The organism is Gracilibacillus orientalis, from assembly GCF_900114645.1.
In the GTDB taxonomy this organism is placed as follows: Bacteria; Bacillota; Bacilli; order Bacillales; family Amphibacillaceae; genus Gracilibacillus; species Gracilibacillus orientalis.
In genome coordinates this window covers 22,086-41,771 of record NZ_FOTR01000019.1, presented here as the reverse complement: position 1 = coordinate 41,771, position 19,686 = coordinate 22,086, and the positions used below count along the sequence as shown (strand labels likewise).

Genomic DNA, 19,686 nt, shown 5'->3' with positions numbered 1-19,686 from the left:
CCGAAATCCATATAAAACTGCCCGATAAGTTAATAAAAGTGCCCGAAAAAAGACAGAAAGTGCCCGATATCAATCCAAGACTGCCCGATAAAATCGATAGCCTGTTTAAAAACCCGTTTGAAAAATGATTCAAACGGGTTTTTGCTTATGTTTTATTCCTCATCTTCTAATACATTATAGGCCATATCGAATAACATTATTTGACTATCCAATAAAGTGCCTTTTGTTTGATGTCTGACGCGTGAATAGCTGCCATTATGTGTTTGGCTTCTTGTTTTAGCAGTGTCTCTCAGCGTGATGTCCAGAATCGAAAGAATTCTTGATTTGATTCTGCCTTCAAAAATAGGGAACATTAATTCTACGCGTTTCACCATATTTCTAGTCATTAAATCAGCAGAGGATAAGAATATTTTTTCTTCTCCGTTATGATGGAAATAATATATACGACTATGCTCCAAAAGTCTGCCGACAACACTTTTCACCTGAATATTATCACTGACCCCTGAGATTCCTGGTCGTAAACAACAAATACCTCGAATGATCAGGTCAATTTTTATACCGACTTGAGATGCTTCGTAAAATTTTTGAATTAATAGTTTATCCGTTAAAGAGTTCATCTTCGCAATAATTCGGCCATTTCCATAACGTTTATGAAATGCAATCTCGTTATCAATGTAATCAGTGATATCATTACGGATATCAAATGGTGCCATCGATAAATGATGGTAATTTGGTTTTTCTGTATAACCACTTAAATAATTGAAAAAATCAGTCGCGTCTACTCCAAATTTCCTTTTTATAGTGATATAGGACATATCAGTATAAAATTTCGCAGTTTGATCATTGTAATTACCTGTTCCTAGATGGACAATTCGCTCAATTCCACCAGTGGTCTGACGGACTATAAGTGTTATTTTGCTGTGTGTTTTTAACGAAATCATACCATAAATAACATGACAGCCAGCTTTTTCTAATTCCTTCGCCCATTGCACATTATTTTCTTCATCAAATCGTGCTTTTAATTCTACTAGTACGGTAACTTGTTTACCGTTCTCTGCAGCCCGTTTTAAACCTGCAATGATTGGGGAATCACCACTGACGCGATACAATGTTTGTTTAATCGCTAAAACTTCCGGATCATTTGCAGCATCACGAATTAAATCAACAACAGGTTCAAACGATTCATAAGGATGGTGTAAAAATAAATCTCTTTTTCTAACTGCTTCAAATACACTTTCATCTTCATGAATATCCTGAGCTGGTTGAGGGATTAATGTTTCATATACTAAATGCTCGTATTCTTTTTTGATATTACCATAAAAATCATACAAAAAGGTAAGATCAAGAGGACCATTAATGATGTATAAATCTTTTTTATGAATTTCAAGAACATGTAGTAAAAATTCAATCATGTCAGGATTGTTTTCGCGAGCATCTACCTCTAGGCGGACTGCTGCTCCCCATTTCCTTTTCTTTAATTCCTTTTCAATTTCTTTTAAAAGGTCACGCGCACCTTCTTCGTGAATGGTCATATCGGCATTTCGCGTGATACGAAAAGTGCTAGTAGTCAGCACACGATAGCCTGCAAAAAATTTATGAATGAAATAACGAATCAAATCTTCAAGTAATATATACTGTTGCATATCCCCGACTTGAATGAATCGATCAAGTAATGCGGGAACCTGTACAATCGCTGTTTTGACTTGTTGATGTTCCATGTCATAAATATCTTCAAGCTGTACTGCCAGGTTTATTGATTTATTTAGTAACATCGGAAAAGCACGATACGCATCAATAGCCATAGGTGTTAGCACAGGGAAAATTTGTTCATTAAAATAATCTTCTAATTGGTTGATTTCGTTGGAAGTTAAATCCTCCATATCAATAATGTGAATATTTTCTTTTCTTAACTGTGGCAATAGTTCTTTATATAAATCGTATTGTTGTTCAACCAATTCGTGATTAAAACTGGAAATTCTGGAGAGCTGCTGTTTGGGTGTTAAGCCTGATTTATTATCCGGGCGGTTGAAACCTGCCTTCACTTGGTCTTTTAAACCAGCAACGCGCACCATAAAAAATTCATCTAAATTAGATGAAAAGATGGCAAGGAAACGTAATCTCTCTAATAATGGATTAGTTTCATCGTCAGTTTCTTCTAGTACTCGCTTATTAAAAGAGAGCCAACTCAACTCACGATTATTATAATAAGCAGGTAGCTCTAAATTTCTCTCTTGTTTGACGGTCGACATCAATCATCATCCTTTTTCGACAATCTCTATAACTATCATAACGCTAAAAGATCTATATTTTGTTAATTTAATGTTAATTTATTGTAAATTCGCTCTTCGCAAAAAATCAAACTTTAACTCCACATCCATTTTGATTGCCTTCTCCACATGTTTCTTTTGTTTTTCAGATTGATACTCTTCAGGTTTTGCATCACCAACACAATGTGATGTTATCGTCAGCGTGTCATTTTTGATGTCAAAACTAATTTCTTTGACTACCTGACGTTTCGTTGCATCTAAACAATAGATAAACTTTAATAATGCACCTAAATGACGCAGTTTTTTTTGTTCCTCTTTCAAAAACCATTGTTTATAAGGCTTGATAAATTGTTTGAATATCGTTTTGTTTTTATAGGAAGCAATCAATGCCAGTTGTAGGCGATCCTTGTGCATTAGTCCATCTATCGTGCGATTAGCCAGTAGGTAAAAGGTATGCTGTGCACTTGATTCAGCATCGATATAGTCACCAAGATGGCATAAATAGCTTGCTCTTTTTAATAATGTCCAATCCTCTTTTGTTAAATGCAGAAGTCCATTTTCTTTTAAGTAATCAAATAGTCTGCGCGTTAGATATTGGACATGCAAAATTTGCTTTGGATCTAGGTCAAAATCATTGATCAGTTCTTGGATACTATCCTCTAGCACATTTGGGAAAAGGATAGATCCCATCTCCTTTGATAATTGTTCATAGAACACACCATCACGAAGACCTTTTCGGCTTAAAATAAAACTGTCTGCCTGAATCATTTTATATAAACTGTGGAACACTTCTATAGCAGGAACGATAATATCGGCTCGATCCTTTGATAATCCTTCGACTTTAAGTAATTTTTCTGGCTTTAGTGCCGTTAAATAGTTACTAACATTGATAATATCTGTATCATACATTTTATATTGATGTAGCCCGGCAAGAGGATATTCTTTCAAATTTTGGTCAATTTGCACAAGGTTACGTGCGCTCCCCCCGATAGCAACTAAAGGAATCTCCCTGTTACGCAACCAAGGTAATGTAGCAAATTGTTCTGCTAAATAATTTCGTAAATTTGCCAATTCCTCGCTGTTAGGGGTCTCCTTTGCAAAAAATTCTTTTAGTGTTAAGGCACCAAATGGAAAACTGTGTGATTCTATTAGTTCTCTATCTTCAAAATAAGTAATCTCTGTACTGCCACCACCAATATCAACGGTGATACCTGATGGAATAGAGGTAGAATTCACAACTGCTAAGTACCCATAATAGGCTTCCTCTTCTTCTGATAAGGTCCGAATGCTTAGGCCTGTTTGTTTTTCTACCTGGATCAAAATTTCCTCTTGGTTTTTCGCCTGTCTGATGGTCGCAGTTGCTACGCAAACGACTTCTTTTAATTCATATGTCGTTAATACATCTTGAAAGCTCTGGAGAGTTACTATTAATCGTTTTATACCAGCAGTATTCAACGTATTATCTGTTTCCAAAAAAGTACGTAGTCTGGCAACTGCTTTTACGTTTTCTACTTCTTTTAACCTGCCGCCTTTTTCTCTTAAATAGATTACTAGTCGCATTGTGTTAGAACCGATGTCGATTATGGCATAATATTGTTTTTGCATGGTATCACCCTAAATTATTGTGAATTTTCCTATATTATACCATAATAGAGTGAAACTCTGAATTGTGGGAGGGGTTATTGTAATGTGGCAAGAAAAAATAGAACTTGGAATACCTTATGATTTTGATTATCTATTATTCCGGTTAGAAATGGATAAGTTGAATTACGTTGATTTCAAGAAACGAAGTGTGTCAGTACCGTTGCGAATGGACCAAGAAAAACATGTTGTAACTGTAACAGCAACAGGTACAACAGAAGACCCTGAATTTTTAATAGAAGGGCGAGACATAGAGCGAAAGAAAGATCTGCTTGTCCAAATAGCCGATATATTTGCCTGGGATCAGGATTTACAAATGATTCAGCAGTTTTTCGCCAAAACAGATTTAGCAGACTTGTTTGAAAGCTACCCAGCAACACCATTGATTCGAGAATTTGATCCATTTAGTAATTTGGTGAAAACGATTATTCATCAACAATTAAATATGGCTTTTGCCCAAGTTTTAACCGCAAGATTTGTGAAGACGTATGGTGAACAACTAGACGGTGTCTGGTTCTATCCGACACCGGAAATGGTAGCAAATATTCCTTATCAAGAGTTGCAAGATATGCAATTTAGTAGACGCAAAGCAGAATATATTATTGATACCGCGAAGAAAGTGGTCGCAAAAGAGCTCGATCTAACTTCATTTTATGAGAAAAGTGACCAAGAAGTGATACAACAATTAACCAAAGTTCGCGGAATTGGCGCATGGACAGTACAAAATTGGCTGATGTTCTCACTGGGTAGACATGATCTTTTCCCATCGAGTGATATAGGCGTTCAAAATGCATTGAAACTTCATTTTGGTCTTGAAAATAAACCAACTGCATCAAAAATAGAAGAATGGAATCAAGCATGGGAACCATACCGTTCTTACGCTACTATGACATTGTGGCGCAGTATCGAAGAAACTTAAGAAGGTATGTTGACCATCAACTGTTTATACGTGTTTGCTTGTTCTTTGTCACCTTTTGCTAAATAACTTTTGTATAGGTATTGGATCGGTGCTGGATCATTTGGTGATAACTCCATTTCCCATTCAAAACAAGCAATTGCTTGGTCGTACTGTTCCAGATCAAAGTATATTTCGCCTAAAGCAAATTGTTGGTCTGGATTATCTGTTAATTTTTCCATTTTTCTTAGTTTCTGCATAATCGGCAGCTCGGTATGTTTTAGTGATGTAATGATGTCTTTTAAAGACAGATGCTGCAATAGCTTTTTGATGGTTAAATGAAGAACCTTCTCCAATTGCACAGCATTATTTTCGTATACGGTTATTAATGCTTGTAATAAAGGTTGATAATCTTGTACTAATTGGTCAGTAGAAACAGTTTCTAATGCCTTCTCGAATAGCTCACGATCATCAATCGCTTCAGCATGGTGAAGATAATACCTTAAAATTGCGTGATAGCCGTTCAGTTTTACTAGCTTTTCGATTATTTCTTTTGGTTCAGGATATTGGGCTAATAAATCTTCCCATAACGCAATTTGATCCTGCTCGGAAAGAAGTTCTTGGGCCAAGTCATCAAGCCTTGCTACAGCCTTTAAGGATGAACATTTGGTGTAGATAAGGAAGAGTTGATCAAATTTCCGATTATCTATATGATATTGTTGGATTATAGAATTTATGACAGTGTCAGGGAAATTTTTCTCGAAATAAATGGATTCTAAATAGAGAGGATCTGACCATTCTATTGTAAGTTGATCAATGTCTTGATATTTGTCTTGATGTTTTTTGAAGTCAAAGTGATGGAGCATATCTTTGGCAAACATATCATGCGGGCGTATTTGCACATAGTTGGCAAGGATTCGGAATGCTTTCATTAACTGACCATTTCTTCGGTAGTTATAAAATGTCTTCTTGCACAGTGCCTCGATTTTTTTCTCATTTACATAGTTATCGAACATAGCAAGTACGTAAAGCATTTCCGTTTCGTTCATTTTGTTGGATAGTTTTTGTACCATTTGATTATTGGAAGTAAGTCGATAAGCATTTTCTTCATTGAGTAGTGCTTTGGTTAATGGATGATCAGAAGCGAATGTGTGTCCATATTGGAGAGCATTTTTAAGAAAGGATTTCAGTCGTATAGAAGTCGTTTTCTTGGCGTTAATATAGCGGTCTTTGTAAAAAAACAAATGGTAAGATTGATCTTGTTGACCGGTAGCTTCTACAATTTTTACCTGTTTATATATTGTCATTTGTTCTACATTAAAACGTATAGTTTTTTTATTATGCATTAGTTGGATGGTTGTGATCATCGAAACAACTCCTTTTATTGCGGTTATCTCTAGTGTAGCATAAATAATCTGAAGGCAAAAGAATGTTGTGATTGTAAATTCTTTGTAATGATTTCTCTCAAAACACAAGCAGTCGCCCCCTTATGTGGTAAGATAGACGAAAAGTTAACTAGGAGGATCTATGTGTTAAAAGAAATTTTATGGACGATACTCTTAGCCTTATTACTCGTGTTTATACCTTTCGGTGTTGTGATATAAAAATAATAGATAAGCTGAACAATCTACTTTTGGGGTTGTTTTTTTTTTATGGAAAAAGAATATTTACTTTCTTCCTTCCATTCTTTTATTAATGAGTACTTGATCATTGCTGCCGACACTCCTGTGGGAAAGGAACAGTCTGAATACCCCGCAAGAAGCGGTTTTTGCTTCTTGGATGGAAACTTCTGCATGAAGTAATCGTGGAGAAAACGAAATGACTGTCTGGATCCGAGAAAGATAAATAAGACTGATCGACTGTCTCATAAATTTAGTTCAATGTAATGAGCTAAGTTTTTGGGACATTTTTTTATTACGTAAAAATTTTTTGAGCAAAGATCTTGAAAGTCAAAAAAGGTCAGATTATAATATAAAGTATGAAAGGTCAAATATAGTCAAAGTCAAAAATGACCTTGATAAAAATTGAAGGAGGAATGACAAATGAAATGCCAACAATGTGGTATTCATGAAGCAACGATTAATGTAAACCTTCGATTCCATGATCAAACCGAATCTTTACATGTATGTGACTCATGCTTTCAAGATATAAAAAATCAAATGAAAAATCCAACTGGTATGTTGGGAGGACAAGACTTTGAAGGCTTCTTTGCTGGAGGAGCAAACGGTTCTAACAAGGCACAATCCAAAACAAACACAAGACAAGGTGAAAAAGGAAATGGTCTGTTGGATCAAATGGGTAAAAACTTGACTGATGCTGCAAGAGCAGGGTTAATTGATCCTGTCATAGGACGTGATCAAGAGGTCAAACGTGTCATGGAGACATTAAATCGCCGTAACAAAAATAACCCTGTCTTAATCGGGGAACCTGGTGTCGGTAAAACAGCCATAGCAGAAGGATTAGCATTAAAAGTAACGGAAGGAAATGTTCCATCTAAACTGTTGGGTAAAGAAATTTACCTTTTAGATGTAGCATCACTGGTTGCTAATACGGGAATTCGCGGTCAATTTGAAGAGCGCATAAAGCAACTCGTATCTGAACTGCAAGAACGTCAAAATGTGATCCTTTTTGTTGATGAAATTCACTTACTAGTAGGTGCTGGAACAACAGAAGGCTCTCAAATGGATGCAGGAAACATCTTGAAACCAGCACTGGCACAAGGTGAATTACAATTAATCGGAGCTACAACCTTAAAAGAATACCGTCAAATCGAAAAAGATGCAGCATTGGAACGTCGTTTCCAGCCAATTATGGTGAAAGAGCCCTCTTTAGTAGAAGCAGAGCAAATTTTGCAAGGATTGAAAGAGCGTTATGAAAAATTTCATCAAGTAAGTTACTCTAATGAGGTAATAAGTGCTGCAGTTACATTGTCGAAGCGTTATATCCAAGACCGCTTCTTGCCTGACAAAGCGATTGATTTAATTGATGAAGCAGGGGCACGTCTTAATTTAGATGTAAGTGAGTCAGATCACGAATCTATGCAAAAACGTCTCGACGAAATCGGCAAAGAAAAAATGGAAGCAGCCGAAAAAGAAGACTATGAACACGCTGCTAACTTAAGACATCAAGAGATCAAATTAGAGCAAAAATTAATGGAAACAAAGGAAGCGCCAAAAGCAGAAGTGACTCTAGAAGACATTCAATTAATCATTGAAGAGAAAACCGGAATCCCGGTTCGTAAAATTCAATCAGATGAGCAATCCAAAATGAAGCACTTAGCAGATAACTTAAGCCAAAGAGTGATTGGGCAACAAGTAGCCGTTGATAAAGTGGCCAAAGCGGTTCGCCGCAGTCGTGCTGGACTTAAATCCAAACATCGTCCCATTGGTTCCTTCCTTTTTGTTGGACCAACTGGTGTCGGTAAAACCGAGCTAACCAAAGCATTAGCAGAAGAGTTATTTGGTACCAAAGATGCGATGATTCGCCTTGATATGAGTGAATATATGGAGAAACATACCGTATCTAAAATCATTGGTTCACCACCAGGCTATGTAGGGCATGAGGAAGCAGGACAACTAACAGAAAAAGTTCGTCACAATCCGTACAGTTTAATTCTGTTAGATGAAATCGAAAAAGCACACCCTGATGTGCAAAACATGTTCCTGCAAATCATGGAAGACGGTCAGTTAACCGATAGTCACGGTAGAACCGTTAGCTTCAAAAACTCTGTAATTATCATGACAAGTAATGCAGGTACAGGTACGAAAAATATTACAGTAGGATTCAACAGTGACAACAATGAAGCTGTTTCAACACTGGAAACCTTAAGTAGTTATTTCAAGCCGGAATTCTTAAACCGTTTTGATTCGATCATTCCATTCAATGAATTAGTACAAGAGGAACTGCTGAAAATTGTAGATCTCATGATTGCAGAATTAAGTGAACAACTAAAAGAATCTGACCTTACAATAACAGTAAGTGAAGAAGCGAAGAAATTCCTTGCTGATAAAGGTTATGACCCTCGCTTCGGTGCACGTCCACTACGTCGTGTGATCCAGGATAAAGTAGAAGACGGCATCACAGATCTTGTGTTGGAAGAAGAGGATGTAAACAAAATAGAGATCGTGTTTGAGAACGAAGATATCGTTGTGAAGGAGAGCACTAGCTAATTAGCTAGTGCTTTTTCTTTATGTAGTTTAAAAATAAATTCACTGTAAAATAGTGTTAAATGCATTGATCTCTGCTTCATTAACATACATACTAGAAATAATATAGTTACATTTTCGGGGGTGGAAAGTAATGCAAAGGCAGATTCGACTTGTAGAAAAATTACTACTGTTAGGGTTAAGTTTAATTCTAATTTTTATGATTGTTCAAGATCTAGTTCCATTAGGGTCATTAAATGATCTGGATGCAATATCTCAGGATAGAAGTTTCAATGAAATATTGATAGTTACGCTGGTTGGCGTAGTTCAAATTTTATTATTACTAGGAATGGTATTGATATTCATGGGGAAGAGGTACCCCATTTGGATAAGACTTTGGCTCGTCATTCATCAATTATTTATTTTTGCTGGAGCACTAATTGATTGGTGGATTCCTTACTTTTTTGGATATGGAGCAGAGCAAAGGGTTGAGAGATACGAGAAAATGTTTGGTGATACCCATTCATTCTTGCCTGTGATTCACGGTATTGTGCCGAATACGTTACATGTTATGTTTCATACGCTTTTATTGTCTTGTATTATTTTATCGATATATATTAGTCTCACTAATCGTAGAAATAACAGTAGCGGACAACTTAAGGCTTCCTAAATTCTTTTAAACCATCTTGCGAACCTATTTTGTGAGATGGTTTTGCTAGAAAGTGTCCAGAAAATCATGAGAAGTATCCAGAAATGGAGGAAAAGCATCCAGAAAAACCTCAAAAGTGTCCAGAAAAAATTCCTGAGAAAAATTCCAAACTTTTTGTGCTTCTGAGAGTCTAATGGATAAGATAGAGAAAGAAATGGAGGACAGCAGGATGGTCAATGTCACCAGAAAGGATTTTCGCAAAAATAATGATGCCTTCGTGTACGTGATCACTACATACCGCGAAGATTTGTTACGGACAGCGATGGCATTTTTGAAAAATAAAGATGAAGCATTAGAGGCAATACAAGAAGTAACCTTTCGTGCTTTTAAAAAACGCAGGCAATTAAAAGATATTCGTTACGTTAAAACATGGATGATCCGAATTATGATTAATTATTGTAATGATCTATTAAAGAAAGCAAAACGTCAAACCGATGAGCGGCTGCTGGAAAACGAAGCTACAGTAGATCATTCCATGAGTATCTGGCTTGAGGATGCAATTCATCACCTGAAAAGGGCAGATCAAGAATTGATATATTTAAAATATTTCCACGGGATGACATTTCCGGAATTGGCTGAGCAATTAAGATTACCGGAAAGCACAGTAAAAACAAGAGTTTATAGTGCTTTAGATAAATTGAAAACACAATTGGTAGACGAAGGAGGGGAGCTATCATGAAAAAACAACTGGAAGAATGGAAAAAACAATATGACCATGTAGAGGTAACAGATAATGACTTGGATCAAGCAATTGAAGCAGGTGTTCAAAAAGCAGAAAAGCAACAACGTTTGAAACGATGGGGAATTGCTCCATTTGTAACAGCGGCTATTATATTTATATCATTCATAACCGTCATTAATGCATCCCCGGCGTTTGCTGCACAAGTTGCGAAATTTCCGGGTCTGGAGCGATTCATAGAGCTCGTCCAATTTGATAAAGGACATCAAGCAGCTATAGAAAGTGACTATTTTCAAGTGATTGACAAAACCGTAACAAAAGGAGATCTCATGCTAACTTTAGATGGAGTAATTAGGGATCAAAATGGGATCGTGCTGTTTTATACGGTTACCAGTGAAAAAGAGCTTGATAATGTCCGTCTCGAGGAGAGTACGATGACTAACGCCAAAGGTGAGGAAATGAAACAATATGCACAACTTTATAATCCACCTGTTAAAGATGGAGATACTTATAGTCAGACAATCGAATTTTTTACGGAAGAACCTATCCCATTTGATGACTTTACCTTGACAACAGAAGTAGTCGGGGTAGAAACATTAGATAATGATGTTGGCAATCAGTTAAGAGAGAAGGTTTCGATTGATTTTCATGCAGAGAATACAAAAGAAGCCATTGATTATCAAGTAGACGAAACAGTAACGGTAAAAGGTCAAAAAATACATATTAATTCTGTAACGATTCAACCATTGAGAACATCGATCAATCTCTATGCAGATCCAGAAAATGATATGCGGATTTTTTCATTTGATGATATTGCGCTGGTAGATGAAAATGGTGAAGAATGGTCCGGGATTCAAAATGGTATGACAGCAAGTGGGACAATCGAGGATGAGAATTACGAAGTTTTTTTACAAAGCAATTATTTTGAACAGCCAGAGTCATTAGTGCTTACCTTTTCTAAAATCCAAGCTGTAGATAGAGACAAGGATTATCTCCGCTTTGATTTAAAAAATGAGCAAATACTTCATGATCCGAATGATAAATTTTATGATATGGAATATGGAAATGGGTGGTTATCGGTCACGATGGATAGAATGGAAGGTTATTATATGAACCCTTTTGGTGATATTTTAGATCTGGATGGCAACAAAATTGAGCAAACAAGATCAAATTCCAGCCATATAGAAAATGATGCATCCAGTACGTTTAAACAATCCATTCAAACCAATGAACCAATTATAGATGTCAAACTATCCAGCTATCCTAATTGGATCGAAGAAAAAGTGGAAATCCCTTTAAAATAAAAAAGCACGGTTGGCAGTCTATCAACGAACCAACCGTGCTTGTATTATGATATTACTTTATCTCTATGAATGAACGAATCATTTAATTACTGAAACATTACTTTAAATGTTAAAATGATGCATGTGAACAAGTTTGGGTTTTTTCTTTTTGGACGATTCACGAAAAGATCCTCCTCAATAATATATTTATTGGAACATAAGCTTAAACGTCAAGATAGCACAAGTAAAAATGTTAGGGTTTTGCATTCTTTTACTATTCAATGTAATACCCTCCCGATTGGTTTTTTTAAGTTATATTAAGACTAACACGGTCGATTTCACAGTAAAACAAACCTGTCAGAACATGTAACAGACTTTTTTAAAAAGAATGAATGAATCTAAATCAGGTATAATAATAAATAAAAAAGGGAGCGCTTTTCTCCATGATTTTTCAGCAAAATGAATATGATCGCTTAAAAAGAGTGATTGTCTGCCCACCTACATACATGGAAATCAGAAATGTCATTAATGAAACGCAAAAATTTTATGAAGATGAAAATATTGATGTAAATATAGCAATGAAGCAGCATGAGAGGTTTGTGCAAACATTGAATCAGTTTGATATCGAAGTGATCGAACTCATGACAGACTCTAAACTTAATGAACAAGTCTTTACGAGAGATATTGGATTTGTGGCTGGAGATACACTATTCACTTGCGAGATGGGACGTAATATCAGAAAACCTGAAATTGATGTATTGCAGCAATTCCTTGAACACGATGATCTGCCTTATATACCAGTGACGACACGGTCCATAGAAGGTGGGGATATTGTAGTTGCAGATGATAAAGTTTATGTGGGGAGAAGCCTTCGTACTACAACCAAAGCCATTGAAGATTTACAAAAACAATTACCTGAAAAAGAAGTAATTGCTGTTCAAATTCGTGAAGATATCCTGCATCTCGATTGTTGTTTTAATTTAGTGAGTGACAAGGTAGGAATTATTTATAATGACGCTTTTAATGAAAAGGAACGTAACATGCTTCATAATCAATATGATTTAATTGAATTGACAGATGATGAACAGTTTACACTAGGTACGAATGTTTTTTCTATAGGAAACCAAAAAGTCATTTCCTTACCTGAAAATAAACTAGTGAACGAACAGTTAAGGAAAAAAGGATTTGAAGTGATAGAAATACAATTTTCCGAAATCATTAAATCTGGAGGTTCCTTCCGTTGTTGCACACTTCCAATGGAACGAGGAAAATAATGAAAAACATGCCGTTATCGGTATGTTTTTTTTGAAGTAAGTATATTTCACCAACAGCACACAAAATAAAATCCATTCAATAAATTTACAAAAAATTCTGAAACTATTTTCTCATAAGTAACGTATGTATCTAAAGGAGGTGACTTAGGTGGATATCATCATGATGCTTGCCCCGTTAATTTTTATTCAATTTTTATTAATAGTTGTTGCAATTATAGCTTTATTAAAGACAGAACAAACAAATGGTCCCAAAGCAATGTGGGCAGTAATTATTATTTTTATCGGCTTTATTGGTCCGGTTTTATTTTTTATCCTTGGAAGGAGACAATATTAAATGACAGTTATTGGAGTCGAAAAACTTACGAAAGCTTTTAAAGGCAAACCAATAGTAAAAGGCCTTGAATTTCAGTTAGAAAAAGGCAGATGTGTGGCACTGCTTGGTCCCAATGGTGCGGGTAAAACAACGACATTAAGAATGCTTTCAGGGTTGTTGAAACCAACTGCAGGAACCATTAACTTTTCCGGAGTGCAACAAGGAGAAGACATTAGAAATCATATCGGTTATCTTCCACAATATCCGGTTTTTCACCCATGGATGACAGGCAAAGAGTTTCTTGTTTATGTTGGCCAACTTGCACATTTAACCAAACAAGAAGCAGCAGAAAAGGCAGATCAACTCCTCGAAAAAGTCGCTATTTATGAATCTCGCAACCAACGAATCGGCAAATATTCGGGCGGGATGAAACAGCGTCTCGGTATAGCACAAGCAATGATTCACAGTCCACAACTTCTCATGTTAGACGAACCAGTTTCCTCATTAGATCCGATTGGACGCCGGGAAGTATTAACATTAATGGAAGAATTAAAAACACAAACAACGATCCTTTTTTCCACACATATATTAGGGGATGCAGAAGAAATATCTGATGATTTATTATTGATGCATCAAGGAGAAATACTCGAATCAGGCTCGATTAATACATTGCGACAAAAACATCAATCCGCTAAATTTGAAATTGCGTTGTTTGGTGATACCAGTACATATTTAGAAAAAATAAAAGCTTTTTCATCAGTACAGGATGTGTATCAAGAAAAAGGAGAAGTTCATGTTGTTGTGGAAGATATCGAGTTAGCAAGAAAAGACATATTAACGAAAGTACTGGAAGAGGATTGGCCGCTTGAGAAGTTAGCTCTCAGCAAGACAACACTTGAAGATTTATTTATGAAAGTGGTGAAAAAATAATGCAATGGATCACAATATTGAAAAAGGAATTATTAGAAGACTGGCGTAATTTTAAATGGATTTGGGTTCCACTCGTTTTTATCATCATTTGTATTATGGATCCATTGTCAACTTATTATTTACCACAAATATTAGAATCTGTTGGTGGAATGCCTGAAGGAGCAGTGATTGAAGCTCCGAAAATGGGACCTCCGGAAGCAATTATGCTAAGTTTGCAAGAAGTTAGTATGCTCGGTTTACTTGTAATTGTTGCGATCTCCATGGCAGTGATTGCAGGTGAAAGAAAAAGTGGGGTTGCGGAATTAGTGTTAGTTAAACCTGTCAGTTATTTTACCTATATTTCAGCAAAATGGGCAGCTAAATTACTATTAGTATTCATAGCTTATTTGATCGGTATGTTAATCAGCTGGTATTATGTGAATCTTTTATTTGGTGATCTGAGTGTGGCACAATTTACTGGTCTGTTCCTGTTTTATTTTATTTGGCTGATTTTTGTAGTATCGTTAACGATCTTCTATAATACGGTCGTTAAAATACCTGGACTTGTGTTAACACTAACGATTGTGACGATTATGGCAATGTCTGCGATTAACCAGATTTTCTCGTATCGGATGCCGTGGTTTCCGAATAGTATTAGTGAACACATCTCAGGCATGTTGGCAGAAGGAACTATACCAAATGAGTTATGGGGAGCGTCTGCTGTTACATTAGGTCTTTCCATCCTATTAATGGTTGCGTCCAATTTTATATTGAAGACAAAAGAAATGGCTGATTAAGAGTTCGTGCATTCGGACTCTTTTTTTATTATAATAGAGTTATGAAAATACGGGGCATTAGCTCAGTTGGGAGAGCATCGTGCTGGCAGCGCGAGGGTCAGCGGTTCGAGCCCGCTATGCTCCATCCTACTAACACCGTTTCTCGTATTGAGGAAGGGTGTTTTTTTGGCGGAATCTATAGAGGAATTAGCGGATAGTCCATGTCCCAATCCCTTCTTCAATATTTCTCGTTTTTTCATCAGAAATATTTTTTGAAAAGCCTAGTCGTCCATTGCTTGCTTAAATGGAGGCTGTGTAAAAGAGTAGTAGAGTGAAGGAGAAAATCGATCATCATGATATTTGTATAGTAACTTATGTATGAATAATTAGCCATTATAAAGACGAAGACGCTGAAAAAGATCACAGGTCAACTGGAAGAAAATAAATCCTTTTTTCACTATTTGTATTATTTTCACCTGGAAAAGGGAAAACGAATAATAAGAAACTTTCATACCATACTAGCAAAGAGAAAGTAGGTGAAATGATGAAAATCGGTGTACCAAAAGAAATCAAAAGTAATGAAAATCGTGTGGCAATCACACCTGCTGGGGTTATGATGCTGACACAAGCAGATCATGAAGTGAAAATAGAGAGTGGGGCAGGACTTGGAAGTGGTATGGACAATGAGGCATACAAAAGCGCAGGAGCAGTTATTGTACCTTCAGCGGACCAGGTTTGGGCTCAAGAATTAGTAGTCAAAGTAAAGGAACCTCAGCCATCAGAGTTTACTTATTTCCGCAAAGATTTGCTTCTGTTTACTTATCTACACTTAGCTGCTGAAAAGGGAGTAACAGAAGCTTTATTGGAAAATAAAACAACGGGTATTGCGTATGAAACGATTCAACTGGCAAACGGTGGATTACCATTACTTACACCAATGAGCGAAATTGCAGGACGTATGTCGGTGCAAGCTGGTGTTAGATTTTTAGAAAAAGTTCATGGTGGAAAAGGTGTGCTTCCTAGTGGTGTGCCGGGTGTTTCACCAGCCAATGTTGTCATTATTGGTGGAGGTATAGTAGGTACCAATGCTGCAAAAATGGCAATTGGATTAGGAGCAAATGTTACCTTATTAGATATCAATATCGAACGTTTACGTCAATTAGAGGATTTATTCCAGGGTAAAATCCGGACATTAGCATCGAATCAATTCAATATTGCGGAACAGGTAAGAAAAGCAGACTTACTAATAGGTGCCGTCCTGATTCCAGGTGCAAGAGCACCGAAGCTCGTAACTGAAGAAATGGTTAAAACGATGGAGCCAGGATCCGCTATTGTTGACGTAGCGGTCGATCAAGGTGGTTCGATTGAAACGGTTGATCGTGTAACGACACATGAAGATCCGGTTTACGTTAAACATAACGTCAATCATTATGCTGTTGCTAATATTCCGGGTGCTGTCTCAAAAACCGCCACATATGCACTAACAAATGTCACAGCACCATATATTTTTAACCTTGCAAACAATGGATTAAAAGATTACGTCCAATCTGATAAAGTTTTCGCAAATGGTGTTAACACGTATCAAGGAAAAATTGTTCATGAAGCTGTAGCAAAAGCACATAATAAAAGATATATCGACATCCGTTCTGTTTTTGAATAGGACGGGGATGTTTCTTCAATATAATATCCGGTGTGTATATTGAATGATATAAAAATGTATCGGCAAAAGGATAATGCTGATAAAAAGCGGAAAAAGAACCGCTGTAAAGTCTGTGAAAAAGATATAAATATTAGCGCCAATTAGATAGAGACTAAATAAAGAAACGGAAATGATAGTAAGCCAAAGTAGTGATTTCTTGTTTGTAAAAAATCCAACTAAAGAGACAATTAATAAAACACCAAGCAGTCCCCCAAGCAAAGCAAACCAATACGAAGCTTCATTGAAATAGGAAATAGCTTCCTTTGCCAGAGAAGCACCTAAAAAAAAGACGTATAAAGGCACAAGTATTTTTGCCAAACAAACATCTCCTTCTATCTATAATTTTCCATATTATAACACAAAAAAAGTGGTTCCATAGAAAGGACCACTTTTTTTATTGGAAAAAAGCCAATTCTTCTTCAATGCCTTTTTTTATTTTCTCTAAGGTTTCCTCTGGTGTTTTACCGTGGATTCGACGGTTATTCACCAGTGCATACGGTTTTAGCCTGCATAACCCGCAGAAACTCAGGCAGTCATTAATGAGAACTGCCACTTCCGGATATTCCGATTCGATAATATTCTCTATATCAAATGTATTCATTAAGTTACTGTCACATATTTCTACAACCACGATTCCCAAGCTATCACCTTCCATCTATGTCTGTTTGACTTGTATTACAGACATTAAGAGAACCATTCTATAAACTAACTCTAACATAACTACTTTGTCAACATATAAGTTTTAAAAAGATAGCACTGCTTGTAAATAGGTTGTACGTGATCACTCTATAGCAAACTCAAAAACAGTGGTACCAAGAAGGATACAACGACTGCACTAATTGTCATCGATAATGCACTGACCGCTCCATCCAGATCACCTAATTCCAATGCCTTGGAAGTGCCGATCGCATGTGATGCCGTACCAATACCAAGCCCTCTTGAAACAGGGTGTTTAATTCGAAGTAATCGTAAAATGAGTGGTCCGAACATCGCACCACTTATACCTGCTATCATGACAAAGACAGCTGCAAAGGATAAATTGCCACCTGCCGTATCGGTAATACTTAATGCAACGGGTGTGGTAACCGACTTAGCTGCAACAGACTGAATAATCCAATCTTCAAATCCTAAGATTTTTGCACCGATAATACCAGTAATTATCCCGATGATTGAACCTGCAAATATGCCAATAAAAATCGTCTGGGCGTATTTTTTGATTAAGTCAAGCTGGCGATAGAGTGGTAATGCCAGTGCGACAACAATTGGTCCGAGAAACAAATCAATCCATTGACCCCCGAGCATATATGATTGGTAAGAAATATCGCTGACCCCTAAACCTATAATTAAAATACCAGAAGTTAAGAAAATCGGTAATGTAAATGGATTTGGATACTTACGATAAATCTTTTTTGTTATAGCATATACAACAATACTAATGGTTAAAAAAATGATTCCAATCCAAAAGTTAGTCATGAATATCCACTTCTTTCTTCAGCAACAAGGATGTAACGAATCCACTGATACCAATGATTAAAAAAGTGCTAAGCATGACCAAAGGAATTAGTAAACTCCCTTTTCCATAAAAGAAATCTAAATATTGCACAACCCCAACTGTAACGGGAACAAAGAAAATGGGCATATCTCTCATCAATAAATCGATTCCGTCAGCAATCCATTCGACTTTGATAAGTCTTCCACTTAACAATGTAAAAAACAGTAGCATCCCGATTATGCTGCCTGGTATGAATAAGGAAAAGGCTGACTGGATCGCTTCACCAATATAATAAAACAAAAATAGCAGACTAATCTGTAAGATAATTTTTAAATATTTCATGATAAGGCCTCCGCTCTTATCATACGCCTTACAGAATCATGTGCGCAAGTAGGCATTTTTTTTCAAAAATGAAAACGTGTATTGTTATCAATATATGCGATGCTGATATACACAATGTTATCAACAGAAAAAAACAAATATAACAACTTCTAGCTGATTTATCCACACTATCCCCAAAAATTAATCCATTTTAGCAACGAATAATTATCCTTATCACAACAAGATCCACAAATATTATCCACGTTACACACAAGTTTGTGGATAACTAATGTGGATAGTTACATGACTTCTTCGTCTGCTACGGTTAATTGTAAATTTCGGATAATGCTTGGTCGATCGTAGTGTGATGAAAATGATAGCCTGATTCCATTGCTTTTTCAGGTAAAACCTTTTGTCCATCCACAACAAGTATACTCATTTCACCTAGAACCGTTCTTATAAGAAAGCGGGGAGTGGGAAACCAGTTTGGCCGTTTTAAAGCTTGAGCAAGAACATGTGATAATTCTTTATTTTGAACAGGACTTGGGGCAGTGAGATGTAAGGTACGATCAACATTATGATGATCGATGGCATATAACAACAGGCCAACAACATCCTTAATATGAATCCATGATACCCACTGCTTACCTGAACCAATTTTTCCTCCGGCAAATAGGCGAAATGGCATGGCCATTAGAGGTAACGCACCTTCCTCTCCCAAGACGACGCCAAGTCTGGCCAAAACAGTTCGAACACCGCAAGATCTTGCTTGTAATGCAGTTTGTTCCCATGCTTCTGTTACTTCGGCAAGAAAATCATTCCCATGTTCTTCAGAATGTTCCGTGAAAGTTTTCGCTTCTGACGTGCCGAAATAGCCAATCGCTGATGCATTAATAAGTACTTCAGGTTTTTCTGGCAGATTTCGGATTAAGTCGATAATGGCATATGTCGCATTGATTCTACTTTGGTAGATTCTGTCCTTTTTTGTTTTTGTCCAATAACCAAATAAGGAATCTCCGGCCAAATTAATGATTGCATCAAGCTTTGGTAAATGTTGTTCTGGTAGAAATTCGTCATGTAACCAGCCAACATAGGATACATGTTTATTATTTTGAAATTTTTCAGGAGATCGAGTCAAAATGTAGACTGAATCGCCACGATCTATTAATGCTTTTGTTACATGTTTTCCGACAAATCCGGTTCCACCAGCAATTGCAATGTTCATTGCGAGACCCTCCATATCGTTTGTAGAACAAATGTTTGTGTGTTAAAATGATAATGAG

Annotated in this window: 18 protein-coding genes and 1 tRNA gene; 11 read left to right on the top strand and 8 right to left on the bottom strand. The window is 36.5% G+C overall.

Translation table 11 applies throughout. The annotated features are described in order from the left end of the window. Positions 1-152 precede the first annotated feature (152 nt). Together BM121_RS20765 and ppx are read right to left on the bottom strand one after the other, a co-directional pair. Entirely contained in the window at positions 153-2,249 is a 2,097-nt protein-coding gene (locus BM121_RS20765; RefSeq protein WP_091486464.1) for an RNA degradosome polyphosphate kinase, read from the bottom strand. A gap of 78 nt (positions 2,250-2,327) precedes the next feature. Then, a complete protein-coding gene (gene ppx, locus BM121_RS20760) occupies positions 2,328-3,872 on the bottom strand; it encodes an exopolyphosphatase (RefSeq protein ID WP_091486461.1) in 1,545 nt (514 codons plus the stop codon). Positions 3,873-3,954: 82 nt separating this feature from the next. Between ppx and BM121_RS20755 the strand changes: the two genes are divergently transcribed. Next, positions 3,955-4,827, top strand: coding sequence for a DNA-3-methyladenine glycosylase family protein (locus BM121_RS20755; RefSeq protein WP_091486459.1), 873 nt, complete (start codon positions 3,955-3,957; stop codon positions 4,825-4,827). On the opposite strand, the gene BM121_RS20750 is transcribed toward BM121_RS20755, so the two are convergent. Then, positions 4,824-6,170, bottom strand: a complete 1,347-nt coding sequence (locus BM121_RS20750) for a tetratricopeptide repeat protein (RefSeq protein WP_091486456.1) — start codon at positions 6,168-6,170, stop codon at positions 4,824-4,826. The genes BM121_RS20755 and BM121_RS20750 overlap by 4 nt on opposite strands. A gap of 675 nt (positions 6,171-6,845) precedes the next feature. Here BM121_RS20750 and BM121_RS20745 point away from each other — a divergent pair. The 10 genes from BM121_RS20745 to ald all read left to right on the top strand — a co-directional run bounded on the left by BM121_RS20745 (position 6,846) and on the right by ald (position 16,551). Beyond that, positions 6,846-8,972 carry an ATP-dependent Clp protease ATP-binding subunit gene (locus tag BM121_RS20745; protein ID WP_091486454.1) on the top strand — a complete coding sequence of 709 codons (2,127 nt, stop codon included), beginning with the start codon at positions 6,846-6,848 and terminating at the stop codon, positions 8,970-8,972. Between the two features lie 130 nt (positions 8,973-9,102). Beyond that, entirely contained in the window at positions 9,103-9,618 is a 516-nt protein-coding gene (locus BM121_RS20740; protein ID WP_091486451.1) for a hypothetical protein, read from the top strand. Between the two features lie 172 nt (positions 9,619-9,790). Next, entirely contained in the window at positions 9,791-10,336 is a 546-nt protein-coding gene (locus BM121_RS20735) for an RNA polymerase sigma factor (RefSeq protein WP_091486449.1), read from the top strand. Then, positions 10,333-11,640, top strand: coding sequence for a DUF4179 domain-containing protein (locus BM121_RS20730; RefSeq protein ID WP_091486446.1), 1,308 nt, complete (start codon positions 10,333-10,335; stop codon positions 11,638-11,640). The genes BM121_RS20735 and BM121_RS20730 overlap by 4 nt, the downstream gene beginning before the upstream one ends. Positions 11,641-12,062: 422 nt before the next feature. Further along, entirely contained in the window at positions 12,063-12,893 is an 831-nt protein-coding gene (locus BM121_RS20725) for a dimethylarginine dimethylaminohydrolase family protein (RefSeq protein WP_091486443.1), read from the top strand. 148 nt (positions 12,894-13,041) lie between these two features. Next, positions 13,042-13,227, top strand: coding sequence for a PLDc N-terminal domain-containing protein (locus BM121_RS20720; RefSeq protein ID WP_245780871.1), 186 nt, complete (start codon positions 13,042-13,044; stop codon positions 13,225-13,227). Further along, a complete protein-coding gene (locus BM121_RS20715; protein ID WP_091486441.1) occupies positions 13,228-14,136 on the top strand; it encodes an ABC transporter ATP-binding protein in 909 nt (302 codons plus the stop codon). It abuts the gene before it with no gap. After that, positions 14,136-14,912, top strand: a complete 777-nt coding sequence (locus tag BM121_RS20710) for an ABC transporter permease (RefSeq protein WP_091486438.1) — start codon at positions 14,136-14,138, stop codon at positions 14,910-14,912. The genes BM121_RS20715 and BM121_RS20710 overlap by 1 nt, the downstream gene beginning before the upstream one ends. A 51-nt stretch (positions 14,913-14,963) precedes the next feature. Then, positions 14,964-15,036, top strand: a tRNA-Ala gene (locus tag BM121_RS20705). Positions 15,037-15,435: 399 nt separating this feature from the next. Beyond that, complete coding sequence (ald, locus tag BM121_RS20700) at positions 15,436-16,551, top strand: alanine dehydrogenase (protein WP_091486436.1); 1,116 nt, start codon at positions 15,436-15,438, stop codon at positions 16,549-16,551. A 15-nt stretch (positions 16,552-16,566) separates the two neighbouring features. On the opposite strand, the gene BM121_RS20695 is transcribed toward ald, so the two are convergent. The 5 genes from BM121_RS20695 to BM121_RS20675 all read right to left on the bottom strand — a co-directional run bounded on the left by BM121_RS20695 (position 16,567) and on the right by BM121_RS20675 (position 19,628). Further along, positions 16,567-16,908, bottom strand: a complete 342-nt coding sequence (locus BM121_RS20695; protein ID WP_091486434.1) for a hypothetical protein — start codon at positions 16,906-16,908, stop codon at positions 16,567-16,569. 76 nt (positions 16,909-16,984) lie between these two features. Then, entirely contained in the window at positions 16,985-17,230 is a 246-nt protein-coding gene (locus tag BM121_RS20690; RefSeq protein ID WP_091486432.1) for a YuzB family protein, read from the bottom strand. Positions 17,231-17,376: 146 nt separating this feature from the next. Next, on the bottom strand, positions 17,377-18,063 hold the full coding sequence (locus tag BM121_RS20685; protein ID WP_091486429.1) for an LrgB family protein: 687 nt from the start codon (positions 18,061-18,063) through the stop codon (positions 17,377-17,379). After that, positions 18,056-18,424 carry a CidA/LrgA family protein gene (locus tag BM121_RS20680; protein WP_091486427.1) on the bottom strand — a complete coding sequence of 123 codons (369 nt, stop codon included), beginning with the start codon at positions 18,422-18,424 and terminating at the stop codon, positions 18,056-18,058. Before BM121_RS20680 ends, BM121_RS20685 begins: the two co-directional genes overlap by 8 nt. A gap of 304 nt (positions 18,425-18,728) precedes the next feature. After that, positions 18,729-19,628, bottom strand: coding sequence for a TIGR01777 family oxidoreductase (locus tag BM121_RS20675; protein WP_091486424.1), 900 nt, complete (start codon positions 19,626-19,628; stop codon positions 18,729-18,731). Between the last annotated feature and the right edge of the window lie 58 nt (positions 19,629-19,686).